Origin of the sequence: Sphaerisporangium rubeum (assembly GCF_014207705.1) — a bacterium.
Classification (GTDB): Bacteria; Actinomycetota; Actinomycetes; order Streptosporangiales; family Streptosporangiaceae; genus Sphaerisporangium; species Sphaerisporangium rubeum.
Genome location: NZ_JACHIU010000001.1, coordinates 4,916,002 through 4,929,537, shown reverse-complemented (window position 1 = coordinate 4,929,537; position 13,536 = coordinate 4,916,002). Strand labels below are relative to the sequence as shown.

Genomic DNA, 13,536 nt, shown 5'->3' with positions numbered 1-13,536 from the left:
ACATGGCTTTGAGCAACAGGGACAGGATCGACCGGGGGCTCGAGCTGCTCGGGGCTGGGTTGCTGCCGTTCGTCGACATGATGATGGACATGGCCACCCCGGGTGGCAAGGACTGGGTGAAGGTCCTTGAAACGCGGGACGCGGCCAAGCACGGTACGAACAGGACGTACAGCAAGACCGACGTGCGGTTCCTGCTTCGGGTCATCGTGGAGGAGTGGCGGGTCTTCAAGGATCGGCTTTCCCGGGTGGAGCAGAACTTCGCCGGCGAACTGAAGGAAGTTGGCAACAAGTGGGCCCACACCGAGCCGTTCTCCGGTGACGACACCTACCGTGCGCTCGACACCATGGAGCGGCTGCTGGTCGCGGTCGGTGCCATGGACCGGGCCGACGAGGTGCGCAAGTTACGCCTGGATCACCAGCGCAGCCTGTACGACAGCGAGGCGCGCAAGGCCGCGCACTCCGTCACCTCGTTACCGAGTATCGAGGCCAATGGTCTCAAACCGTGGCGCGACATCATCGCCCCGCACCCGGACGTCCAGGCCGGCAAGCTGGAGGCGGCCGAGTTCGCGGCCGACCTGCACATGGTGTCGATCGGGGAGAGCACCAGCGAGGAGTACTCCAACCCGATCCAGTTCTTCCGCCGCACCTACCTGACCGACGGTCTGAAGGACCTGCTGCAGAAGGCGGTGGCCCGGGTCGGCAAGGACCCCAGTGCCACGCCGGTCTGGAACCTGCAGACCAACTTCGGCGGCGGCAAGACCCACTCGATGCTGGCCCTGTGGCACATCTTCTCCGGCACTCCGCTGCACCAGTTCCCCCAGGAGGTCGTGGACCTCTTCGCCGACGCCGACGCGAGTGCCGTCGGCAGTCAGGTGTGCCGCGCGGCCCTGGTCGGCAACCACATCGACCCGGCCGCCGGCAAGCTCAAGGACGACGGCACCCGGGTGCACACACTCTGGGGTGAGCTGGCCTGGCAGCTCGGTGGCCGCAAGGCGTACGAGATCGTCCGGCAGGCCGACGAGGCCCGCACCAACCCGGGTGACGCGCTCCGCGCGCTGGTGGCGGCGTACTCGCCGTGCCTCATCCTCATCGACGAGTGGGTCGCGTACGCACGCCAGCTCTACGGCCGCGAGGACCTCGGCGCCGGGACGTTCGACACGCAGTTCACGTTCGCGCAGACCATCACAGAAGCCGTCAAGGCCGTGCCAGGAGCGCTGCTCGTCGTCTCGATCCCCGCGTCCAGCCCCGGCGAGACCGAGGACGCGATCATGGGGAGTGCGCTGGAGGTCGGCGGGGTCAACGGCCGGGCCGCGCTGGACCGCCTGCAGAACGTGATCCGCCGCGTCGCGCGCCAGTGGCAGCCCGCGCGGGCCCACGAGTCGTTCGAAATCGTGCGCCGCCGCCTGTTCCAGGAACCGGACGCCAGGGCCAAGGCCGAGATCGCCGCGATCGCCAAGCAGTTCTGGAAGTTCTACAACGACCACAAGGGGGAGTTCCCCCGCGAGTGCTCCGAGACCAGCTACGAGCAGCGGATCAGGGACGCCTACCCGATCCACCCCGAGCTGTTCGACCGGCTGTACGAGGACTGGTCGACGCTCGACCGCTTCCAGCGCACCCGTGGCGTCCTGCGGCTGATGAGCATGGTGATCCACAAGCTGTGGCACGCGCAGGTGGCCGACCCGCTGATCATGCCGGGTTCGGTACCGTTGAACGAAGCTGTTGTGGTGAGCGAGGTGGACCAGTACCTCGAGGACCGCTGGAAGGCGGTCATCGACACCGACATCGACGGCGACACCTCGACACCGGTCCAGGTCGACAAGGAGCGCAACGTCTTCGGCCGGCGGGCCCTCACCCGCAGACTGGCCCGGACGATCTTCCTCGGCGCCGCTCCTACGCTGAAGAAGCCGCACAAAGGTATCGAGCAGCAGAACATCTGGGCCGGTGTCGCCATCCCCGGTGACGTCGTCGGCAACTTCGGCTCCGCGCTGCACATGCTGACCGACCGGGCCACGTTCCTGTACGTGGACGGCGCTCGGTACTGGTTCGACACCCAGGCGTCGGTGACCCGCACGGCGAAGGACTATGCCGAACGGCTGTACCCCGAAGACGTGTGGGCCGAGATCGTCAAGCGGCTGCGGAACCACGAACTGCGCATGCGCGGCGACTTCGCGGCCGTGCACGTCACCGACGACAGCTCCGAGGTGCCGGACACCGGTGACGCGCGGCTGGTCATCCTGCATCCGAAGGTCGTGCACGCCAAGGGGGACGACAAGTCCTCGGCGCGGTCGCTGGCGCAGGAGATGCTGGACAAGCGAGCCACGTCGCAGCGGATCAACCGGAACATGCTGGTCTTCCTGGCCGGGGACGCGCGGCGCATGGAGGAGCTGTCCGAGGCGGTGCGCGAGTACCTGGCCTGGGAGAGCATCTCCGGCCGCAAGGAGGAGCTGGACCTGTCGGTCCAGCAGATCAGGCAGGTGGAGACGCGGCTCGTCAACGCCAAGCAGGCCGTCGACCTGCGGATCCGTGAGACGTACTACTGGGCCTTCGTCCCCGACCAGCAGCCCGGCGGTCACATCACGTGGCAGGTGGAGAAGGCCGACGGCGGCAAGGAGCGGCTGGCCGAGCGGGTGAGCGCCAAGCTGCGGCAGCGTGACGCGCTTCGTGTCATCCAGGCGGCGTCCGTCATCCGGGGGAACCTCGACCGGGAGCTCGGCAGCATCTGGAGCAAACGCGGCCACATCTCCGTGGAAGAGCTGTGGGGTTACTACTGCCGTTACCCGTACCTGCCGAGGCTAAGGGACCGGAGGGTGCTCGACGACGGCATCATCGCGGGGCTGGACGAGTTTGTCTGGGAACGTACCGGGTTCGCGCTCGCCACCGCCTACGACGGACAGCGGTTCGACGGGCTCGCTGTTCCGCCGAAGGACGACTTCGGCCAGATCACCGACGGCACGCTCCTGGTACGTCCCGACCTGGCGATCGCGCAACGCGAGGCCGAGCTGCGGTCCGCCGCCGAGGCGGCGGCGGCCGCCGCGCTCAAGGCGCAGGGGGTTGACGTCCCGGTCGTGACCGGTGGCGCGGGCTCGGCCACGGGGACGACCGGCGTGGTCGTTCCCCCGGACGAGCCGCCGGCGGGTCCGAAGAACATCCGGTTCTTCGGCGCCGTCAAGCTCGACCCCGAGTTCTACCAGAAGAGCTTCACCAAGATCGCTCAGGAGGTGATCCAGCATCTGGCCGCGGTGGAGGGGGCCGAGCTGGAGATCACCGTCGACATCAGCGCACGCAGGCCTGACGGCTTCCCGGAGGACAAGATCCGGATCGTCTCGGAGAACGCTCGCGTCCTGAAGTTCGACCAGGCCGGGTTCGAGGACCGGTGATCCGGTGACCGCTCCGCCGTCACAGCGGAGGTGGAGCGGTCACTCGCGCGACATTCCCATGGTTCCCTGATCGCACGGAGTTGGTATGCCGGTTGAGAAGGCAGAGAAGGACATCCAGACCCTCGTGGGTCAGATCACCAGCGGCGACATCAAGCTGCCGGAGATCCAGCGTGGATACGTATGGAAACCCACGCAGGTCGCCAAGCTCATCGAGTCGCTGTACCGGGGCTACCCGACCGGGTCTCTGCTGTTCTGGCGTACCGACGAGATCCCGACGACGCGGGGTATCGCCATCGGCACGGCACAGGCGCGGTCGGCGGTGCAGCCGCTCTACCTGCTCGACGGACAGCAACGCCTCACGTCACTCCACCGCGTCCTGAACGACCATATCGAGGCACAGATCGTCTTCAACGTCGAGACCGAGGCGTTCCAGAACCAGAGCGCGGCCACGGCCAAGGACCCCCGTTGGATCAAGGTATATGAGGTGGCGCGTCCTGGTGCGAAGCAGTTCCCTCTGGTGACCAGGATCCACGCCGCCGTTCCTTCGCTCGACCCAGACCTGATCGGCGAACGACTGGGACAACTGGCCGCGATCCGGAGCCGGCCGTTCCATATGGAGGTCCTGACCGAGTACCCGTACGACGAGATCGCGCAGATCTTCGTACGGGTCAACAGCGGACGGCCGCTCAAGACCAGTGACCTGGCGCTGGCCACCTTGTCCGCGCGCTGGAACGGCATCCTCGGCAAGCTGGAGGACGAGGCCGCGTACTGGGCCCAGAGGCACTACCAGGACCTCGACATCCCCTTCCTCACCCGCGCGCTTACCGGCACCGTCCTCGGCCGGGGCCTGTCCACGTGGTCCCACGGCCGGCTCGTCGCGGCAAGCGACGAGGAACTGGAACGGGGATGGGCCACTGTCCAGCGTGGCCTGCGGCACCTGATCCCGTTGCTGCAGCAGAACCTGCGGGTCACCAACAGCAACCTGATCTCGTCCCACATCGCGCTGCTTCCGCTCATCGTCCTGCTCGGTGAACGGCCTGACGTCCCCTTGGACCAGGAGACGGCCAACGGCATCCTCTACTGGTTCCTCCTCGCGAACCTCCGCAACCGTTACAGCGGTTCGACCGACACGCGGCTCGGCCAGGACATCCCCGCCGCGCGAGGGGACGAGCCTGTTCGGCAACTGCTCGGCAACCTGGGTGTGCGCGGCGCGCATCTGGAGGTGACGCCGCAGGACCTCGTGGGTCGTACGGTCGGCAGCCCGTACTTCTTCCTCAGCTTCCTCGTCGCCAAGAACGCCGGTGCGCGGGACTGGTGGTACTCGACGGAGATCTCCGCGACCGCCGAAGCCGGACAGAAGATCGAGTACCACCACATCCATCCCCAGGCCACCCTCAAGAGCCACGGCAACGGGTACAGCAAGACCGAGATCAACGATCTCGCCAACCTGGCCTTCATCTCGGCCAAGGCCAACCGCAAGATCAGCGATCGGTCACCGAGCCTGTACTTCGTGGACCCGGGCCTTCCCCCGCTGACCGAGCAGGAGCTGGCCGCGCACTTCGTGCCGTACGACGAGCCGCTGCGGCACGCCGACGCCTACCGGGACTTCCTGAACGCGCGGCGCGCACTCCTCGCCGAGGCGATGACGAAGCTGCTCGACCGCTACCGGCCCGCGTGGCTCGACGAGACCGCGGCGGTCGCCGACCCGCTCGCCGGCAGTTCGCTGGAGCTCGTGCTCTACCAGAGCTCCTGGGACACCGGCCGTGTGGTGGTCAAGGCCAAGGGCCACGGCGTCGAGTGGGAGGGGACCTTCGGCTTCGCCGAACTGGAATCCGCCGTCGAAGCCGCCGACGGCGGGCTCGACAGCGACCTCGAGATCGCCGGCGAGGTGCTGCCGGTCCGGGTGGAGAGCGACACGCTGACGATCCCCATCGGCCCCTTCCTGGCCACCGGCACGATCGACGCCTGGCGCAAGACGCTGGAACGCGAGAAGGCCGACGCTCAGCCGCTGTCCCAGTGTCCGGTGATCCCGCCGCGGCCATGGGACGGCGAGCGGACACCGTTCCCCGTGACGAGCATCGAATGAACGGATCGACATGCGACCGGTTCTGAGCGCGGCAGGTGAGATGACAGGCAACAACGGTGGCACACCCGCCAGGAAAGTGAGCGCGACCGAGCTGCTGGACATTCGGGAACGAGCATGGGCCAAGCGCCTGCGTGGCTGTTCGCTGGTCGCCGAGGTCGAGGTGCCGGACGCGTACAGCGAGCAGGTTGCCGGCGTGCTTGGGCCGCTGTATGCCAAGTGGGTCGCCGGCAGACGCCGGCCTGAGGACTTGTTCATGCGGTGGCCGGCCTGCTTCGCCGTCGCGATGACCGGCGTCGCCGCACGGTCCTACCAACACGGCACCTTCTGGCCGATGCTCTGGACGAAAGTCAGGCACAGAGCACTGCCTGAGGAACAGACCATCTGGGGCAAGGGATTCGCCGTCGCGGTCGACTCGCTCGGCATGCCGACCTTTCCCGGCATGCCGACGCCGTACCTTGGCCCGATCCTCATGCACACCGGCATTCCGACGTTCTGCCTTGAGGACTACTTCCGGCTCCTGCTCCAGCGCCGTACACAGGACCCGGGCCTGGACGCCGAAGGCTTCCTCGCCTGGGCCACCGCCACCGGACGTGAGCATCGCATCGACGTCCTCGACGTTCCGGTTCGGCGGTTCCTGCAGCACGGCACCGAGTACGCGTACGACTTCGTCGAGCGCACCTTCGACCTCCTCGACCGGCTGGACGGCACCGCCTCCGACATCGACGCCGTCGGTCTGCCGGAACGCGTCCTGAAGAAGGCGCTCGACCTGTCCGCAGAAGGCAAGCTGGACCTCACCGCACGCGCGGCATCGCGCGTCCCCGGCCAGCGCCGCTGGGAGCAGCCGCGCATCGCGCTCGACCCGTACGGCCGTGGCGTCGAGGTCGTCCTGCCGGCCGTGGGGGACACCCCGGACGGGCTGGCGGTGTGGCATGTGACGGCCGACGGGATGACCGCGACCGTCCGCAGTCGCGCGCAGTGGGTCGGTGTCGCCGAGGCCGCGCCGTCCACCACGTACCCCCTGCCGAAGCCGGTGCTGAGCGTCGCCGTCTCGCTCGCGGGCTGGCACCACCGCGTGGAACGGTCCGTCGTGGACCCGAAGTCGCCGATGCTGGTCTTCTCCGAGGACGGCAGGCGCCTCGCCGACAACCTGCCGCTTCCGCCGGACGCCGTGTGGGTGGTACACCCCGAGGAGCACGACCTGAACGCCGAGGGGAAACTGCGGGTCGTCGTAGAGGGGGAACTGCCGCTCGGCTGGAACGGCTGGCGGCTGCGGCAGATCTCCCTGGAAGGCGCGCGCTCCCTAGGTCTCGACGGTGTGCCGGGAAGTCAACGGCCCGTGCGCGGCTACGCGCGGCCGAGGATCGTCACCGGCGACCCGGTGACCGGCGTCGCCACGCCGTACGGGTCCAGCGTCCTGTCCCGGCCGCCGGACCTGTGGCTTCCCGGACAGGCAGGCGCGGACACCACCTGGATGGTCGACGTACGCCGCAGCGCCACCGGCGGGACGGTCGTGTCGCGCACCCTCACCGTCCAGGAGCCCACGACGGTCACCGACCTGTGGTCCGATGCGCCTCGGCCTCTCCTCGGCGGGTTCGACATCGTCGTCCGCGGACCGCTCGGACGGGGCACGGTCCGCACGGTGTTCCTGGCCGAGGGCCTGAGCGTGGACTACAGCCCCGTCCACCGCCTGTTCACCCCCACCGGACTGGTCACGGCCCGCGCGGAACTCAAGGCCGGAGCCGGCGGCCAGGCGCATCCCGCGCGGTTGTCGTTCGCGAGCCACGAACTCTCGCAGGTCGTGGAGTTCCGCGCGGACGGTGAGTCGGAGCCGCTCGTCGTCACCCCGCCGCACGTCCAGGTGCTCAGGCAGCGCACGACTCAGTCGTCGGCCTGGCTCGCCGGGCCGCTGCGGATGGCCACCGAGTCCTTCGCCGACGACCCGGGGACGCTGCTGGTGCGCGTGCCGGGAGCCGGGTCGCTTCCCGCCGTCCAGGTCGTGGTCGGTGGCCGTGTCGTGCAGGAGGTGGAACCCGGCGGCCAGGCCCGGGACGGTGTCGCGCGCTACGAGCTGGCCAGGATGAGCGGGACGATCGAGGAGCACAAGTACGCCGATCTGTCCTTCGGCTCCGGCGCGATGTTCACACCGCTGGCGTTCGTCCGTCCCCGCCAGCTCGCGACGGGGGTGACGCACGACGGCGACCGGCTCGTGCTGCGGGACCCGGCGGACGTCGAAGGGCTCGCCGCCGCGGTCTACGCGCTCCGTGCGCCGTGGCGCGAACCCGCCGAGGCGCCGGTGCACGAGGGCACGGTCGTGCTGCCGCCGGACCTGTGTGACGCGGGTCCGCTGCTGGTCGTCCTGCAGATCGAGGACCCGTGGACGTTCAACGAATGGCCCCGCTGGCCCGATCGGTTCATGGTGGCGGGAGCGGACGGGTACGTGCGCGCCGACGACCCCGAGGAGACCGCGCTGTCCCGGTTCCTCGCGGACGCCGGGCCGTTCCCCGAGAGGGTCACCGACCTCGGCAGGCTCTGGTGGATCGTCGAACTCGCAGGCAAGCTCGCCGTGCCGTCCGACGTCCGCAGGCTGGTCGAGCGGTGCTGCCGTCCCCTGCGGGAACGGCCCGCAGAAGCCCTGGCCCGGCTGATCGACCTCGGGTTACCCGCCGACCGGATGACGTCGCTGCTCGTCACCTCGGGCCTCGCGGCCACGGCCGTACCCGGGCCGGAGCACGCGGAGACGGCCCTGGCGGCCTGGCCTGTGATGCCGGCGGCGGCGCTCCTGCTCACCGGGCTGGACGACCCCGACTGCCTGGAGTCGGCCGAACGGCAGTGCGGGGACGACCTGACGGCGATCTGGCGGGACGGGGCCGATCCGCACGCCACCGTGGGACGGTTCGGTCCCGAGGTGAAGCGCATGAAGCTGATGACCGACGAGCAACTGGAAGGCATCTGGCGGGCCGCCAACGTCATCCCGAAGGCTCTGCTCGACCCCGACACCCGGCTCGTGGCCGCACGCAGGCTGTTCGACGCACGTGTCGTGGCCGCGGCGGCGACCGTCGGACGTACGTCGTCCCAGATCGTCAGGACGGCGCACCGCCTCGTCGCGAAGCACCCCAGGCTGGCCGAGCAGATCCGGCGGCGGGAGAACCCCGAAGGACTCGGCGGCTGGTACGCGCTGCCTGCCGCCTCGATCGCGCTGGCGTGCGTCGCGCGGCTCGCGGCACGCGGCGACGCGGAGTGCCGGTCCGCCGAGCAGTTGCTCCGCACGGACTGGGCCTGGCTCGCCGCCGCGGCCCCCGACCTCGTCGCCATCGACCTCGTGCTGGCCGAACTGCTCGTCGCCGCACACGCCTCGGAGGACAAGTGAGCACAACGCTCGACGCGCTCGCCACCAGCACGCTGATCACCGGCACCTACCGGCGGTACCTGCGGTCCCTGCTTCCGGTACGAGAACCGCGCATCGCCGCCGCGCTCGCCGAGGAGATCACCCGCAGCACCATGCTCACCAAGGGGCCGCTGCTGGAGGCGACCCCGCCGTACCGGACCGGGGCCACGCTCGGTCAGCTCATCGACGAAGGGGTGCTCGGCCCGGAGTTCCGCACGCTCACCGGTCCTGACCTGCCGGTGGACCGGCCGCTGTACAAGCACCAGGAGAACGCGCTGCGGAAGGCGACGAAGGGACGCAACCTCGTCGTCGCCACCGGCACCGGGTCCGGCAAGACCGAGAGTTTCCTGCTGCCGATCCTCGGCTCTCTCGCCGCCGAGCACGCGCGCGGCGAACTCGGGCCCGGCGTGCGCGCGCTGCTTTTGTACCCGATGAACGCGCTGGCCAACGACCAGCTCAAGCGTCTGCGCCGACTGCTGGCCAATGTCCCGCAGATCACCTTCGGCCGGTACACCGGGGACACGCCGACGAGCGCCAGGGAAGGCGCGGACACCTTCGAGGCACTCAACCCGGGGCAGCGGCGCCTGCCGAACGAACTGCTGAGCCGTGAGGAGATGCGGAACAACCCGCCGCACCTGCTGCTCACCAACTACGCCATGCTGGAGTACCTGCTGCTCCGGCCGGACGACCTGCATCTGTTCGAGCAGCGCGAGTGGCGGTTCGTCGCGCTCGACGAGGCCCACGTCTACGACGGCGCCAAGGCCGCCGAGCTGGCGATGCTGCTGCGCCGCCTGCACGACCGGGTCGCGCCGGACCGGCCGCTCCAGTGCATCGCCACCAGCGCCACGGTCGGCGACGACCCGACGGCCGTGACGGACTTCGCGACCCGGCTGTTCGACGTCCCCTTCGAATGGGTCCCCGAGGACGCGTCCCGGCAGGACCTGGTCCGTGCGACACGCGTGTCGATGCCGCAGGGGCCGTTCTGGGGTCCGCTGTCCGCCGACGCCTACCTCGCGCTGGGCCGGCTCGACGACCCCGGAGCCGAGATCCTCGTGCTGGCCAAAGAACGGGGCTTCGCCGCCGACGACGCGGCGACCGCGCTGGCTCACGAACAGAGCATGGCCGAGCTGCGCAGGCGTCTCGCGGCCGGGCCTGAGCCGTTCGCGAACCTGGCACGGCTGCTGTTCGACCCGCGCGAGCGGCCGGAGGAGGCGCTGGCCGCACTGGTCGCCATCGGTAGCAAGGTCAAGGACACGGCCGGCTCGCCTGTTCTCTCGGCTCGCTACCACTTGTTCGCACGGGCCACCGAGGGGGCCTTCACCTGCCTGACCGAAACCGGCCCGCACGTGTCTCTCGGACGTCACGAGCTCTGCCAGACGTGCGACGGCGCGATGTTCGAGTTCGGCGCCTGCAAACGGTGCGGAGCCGTCCACCTGCTCGGTGCCGTGCGCGCGCAGGACGGCCAGTACGTCTTCGCTCCCCGGATCAAACGCGCCGAGCAACGGGTCTGGTTGCTTCTTGGCGACGCTCCGGTCCTGACCGACGAGGACGACGACCTGGAGGACGTGCCGGCCCTCACCGGCGACGAGGCGTACCTGTGTGTGGCCTGCGGAGGGCTGCACCACTCGCCGCGCGTGGTGTGCGGACACAGCGGATGCACCGGGACGACCCTGTGGCCGGTCCGGCGGCTCAACACCCGGCAGGACTCCCCGTCCGGTTGTGTCGCCTGCGGCGCGCGCGGCGCGGCGACCGTGCGGCAGTTCGAGAGCGGCAACGACGCCGCGGTGGCCGTACTCGCCACCGCGCTCTACCAGGCGTTGCCACCCGCGGGTGACGACGAGCTGGCCGACCAGCCGGGGGAGGGACGCAAGCTGTTGTCGTTCAGCGACAGCCGCCAGGCCGCCGCGTTCTTCGCTCCGTACCTCGAGTCCAGCTACGCCGGCGTCCAGCACCGGCGCCTGATCCTCGAAGGTCTCCAAGCGGCCACCCGCGACGACGAGGACGACGAAGGGGTGAGCGTCACCGACCTCACCCACCACGTGGCCAAGGCCGCGAACCGTGCTCATGTGTTCACCCGCCGCATGTCCAAGCAGGAACGCCAACGGGTGGTGGGCCTGTGGATCATGCAGGAACTCGTCGCCATGGACGACCGGCAGTCCCTGGAAGGACTCGGGCTCATGCGCGTCGGCCTTGACCGCGAGCCGCGCTGGGCCGTACCGGCGGGCCTGCGGTCACTGGGGCTGTCCGACGAGGAGATCTGGACACTGGCCGGCGAACTGCTCCGCACCGTACGGCAGCAAGGCGTGCTGTCCATGCCGGACGACGTCGACCCCCGCGACGAGGCGTTCGACCCGCGTCGCGGCCCCATCTACCTGCGCGAGGACGGTGCCGAACCCAAGAAGAAGGTGCTGAGCTGGCTGCCGACCCGCGGCGCCAACCGGCGGCTGGACTACGTGAGCCGGATCCTCGCCAGACTCGGCTCGCCGGCCGACCCCAAGGACGTCCTGCGCGGCTGCTGGGCCATGATCCTCAAGCCACGCGAAGGCTGGCTGCTGACCGAGAGCGTCCGCCTCCTCGGCACACTGCGCCAGGTCGACCACACGTGGCTCCGGCTCGCGCCGGTCGGACCTGACCGTCCCCTGCACCGGTGTGACCTGTGCCGCCGGATCACCGCCGTCTCGGTCCGTGGTGTCTGTCCGACACTCGGCTGTCAGGGGGCCCTTGAGCCGTTCACCGTTCCGCCGGCCGAGCAGGACGACAACCACTACCGGTCCGTCTACCGGTCGATGACCCCCGTGCCGCTCGTCGCGAAGGAGCACACCGCGCAGTGGACGAGCATGGAGGCCGCCGACATCCAGCAGCGGTTCCTGCGAGGCGACGTCAACGTCCTGTCCTGCTCCACCACATTCGAACTCGGCGTGGACGTCGGCGAACTGCAGTCCGTGGTCCTGCGCAACATGCCGCCGACCACGGCCAACTACGTCCAGCGCGCCGGCCGCGCGGGCCGCCGCACCGACTCCGCCGCGCTCGTGGTGACCTACGCGCAGCGGCGATCGCACGACCTGTCCCGCTACCAGGACCCGATCTCCATGATCGCCGGCGAGGTGCGCGCTCCGTACGTGCCACTCGGCAACGAGCGCATCGACCGGCGGCACGCGCACTCCATCGCGCTGGCCGCGTTCTGGCGACACGAGAAGAACACCACAGGTGCCACCTGGTCGACCGCTGGAGAGTTCTTCCTCGCAGACGACGGCGACGTACCCGCGTCCCGGGTCCCCACTTTCTTGACACCGGTACCCGTGGACGTCATGGAATCCCTGCGGCGCGTGCTACCACCAGATGTACAGCAGGAGATCGGGCTGAGCACTGGTGTGTGGGTCGACACCTTGTGCGAACTGCTGGAGGAGATCAGGCAGCAACTCGCGCAGGACGTGGAGATCTTCAAGGAGCGTCGCGAGGAGGCGTACAAAGCCGGTAAGGACTTCCTGAGCCTCAGGTATGCCAAGACGATCAACACCCTGACGAGGCGCAACCTGCTCGGCTACCTGGCCAACCGCAACGTGCTCCCCAAGTACGGCTTCCCCGTCGACACGGTCGAACTGCGTACCGTCTACTCCGGTGAACCGGTCGGCGCGAAGCTGGAACTCACCCGCGACCTGTCCGCGGCCATCTACGAGTACGCGCCAGGCTCGGAAGTCGTGGCCGGCGGCCTGCTCTGGCGCTCCGGCGGCGTCTACCGCGTACCCGACCGCGAACTGGTCGGCAGGCACTACCTCATCTGTGAACACTGCCGCCACTACTGGGAAGGCGACGAACGACTCGACGCCGTCTGTCCGTCCTGCGCGACCTTCGCACGCAACGCGCCACGTCAGTACTACGTCCCCGAGTTCGGCTTCGTCGCGGAATCCAACCCCGCCAAAACCAGCACTACACCCCCCAAGCGCAGCTGGAACGGCGCCACGCACGTGCTGTCCCTGGCCGCCGAAGTCGAGGAAACCATGTGGCGGACGGCCTCTGGCGCGATGATCCACAGCCGTGCCGGAACCCGCGGCCGCCTGATCGCCCTCTCCGAAGGCCCCGGTGGAAGCGGCTTCCTCATCTGCGACTTCTGCGGCGCTGGAGTCCCCACGACCAGCCGTACCCCCAAGTCCCACCCCCACCTCCTGAGAGGCACCGACTGCGCCGGCCGCCTCCGCCGCAGATCTCTGGCCCACCCCTACGAAACCGACCTCCTCGACTTGACCTTCAACCACCTGGCCCTCCCCCTGTCCGCCACCCCCGAAAGCTGCTACTCCGTCCTCTACGCACTCCTCGAAGGCGCCGCTGAACGCCTCGAACTGAGCCGCGACGACATAGGCGGCACCCTGTACTCCCGTCCAGGCGGCCAACTCAGCCTCATCCTCTTCGACGCCGTCCCTGGCGGCGCCGGCAGCGTCCTCCGCATAGCCCGAGCCCTCGACGGCGTCGTCCAGGCCGCCTACCGTCGTGTCACTGACTGCGACTGCGGCGAGGAAACCTCCTGCTACGGCTGCCTCCGCAGCTTCCACAACCAGTCCCACCACGAAGTCCTCAGCCGCGCGGACGCTATCGGCACCCTGCGGCCTTTGATGGAGGGCGGTGGGCTTGTGGCTGATCGTCGTTGACTCTGTATGTCTTGGCGCTGATTTCGGCTAGGAATGCTTGGAGTA

General features: G+C 69.1%; 4 protein-coding genes. All 4 read left to right on the top strand.

Going from position 1 to position 13,536, the window contains the following annotated elements:
* Positions 1–2: 2 nt before the first annotated feature.
* Positions 3–3,377, top strand: coding sequence for a Swt1 family HEPN domain-containing protein (locus tag BJ992_RS21150; protein WP_184983644.1), 3,375 nt, complete (start codon positions 3–5; stop codon positions 3,375–3,377).
* 85 nt (positions 3,378–3,462) lie between these two features.
* Entirely contained in the window at positions 3,463–5,463 is a 2,001-nt protein-coding gene (locus BJ992_RS21145; RefSeq protein WP_184983642.1) for a GmrSD restriction endonuclease domain-containing protein, read from the top strand.
* Between the two features lie 40 nt (positions 5,464–5,503).
* Positions 5,504–8,830, top strand: coding sequence for a hypothetical protein (locus BJ992_RS33080; RefSeq protein WP_184983640.1), 3,327 nt, complete (start codon positions 5,504–5,506; stop codon positions 8,828–8,830).
* Positions 8,827–13,491 carry a DEAD/DEAH box helicase gene (locus BJ992_RS21135; protein ID WP_184983638.1) on the top strand — a complete coding sequence of 1,555 codons (4,665 nt, stop codon included), beginning with the start codon at positions 8,827–8,829 and terminating at the stop codon, positions 13,489–13,491. Before BJ992_RS33080 ends, BJ992_RS21135 begins: the two co-directional genes overlap by 4 nt.
* Positions 13,492–13,536 lie beyond the last annotated feature (45 nt).

Bases quoted from the DNA above. Each gene is read 5' to 3' on its own strand.
- BJ992_RS21150 (WP_184983644.1), top strand. From the start codon at position 3: ATGGCTTTGAGCAACAGGGACAGGATCGACCGGGGGCTCGAGCTGCTC.
- BJ992_RS21145 (WP_184983642.1), top strand. From the start codon at position 3,463: ATGCCGGTTGAGAAGGCAGAGAAGGACATCCAGACCCTCGTGGGTCAG.
- BJ992_RS33080 (WP_184983640.1), top strand. From the start codon at position 5,504: ATGACAGGCAACAACGGTGGCACACCCGCCAGGAAAGTGAGCGCGACC.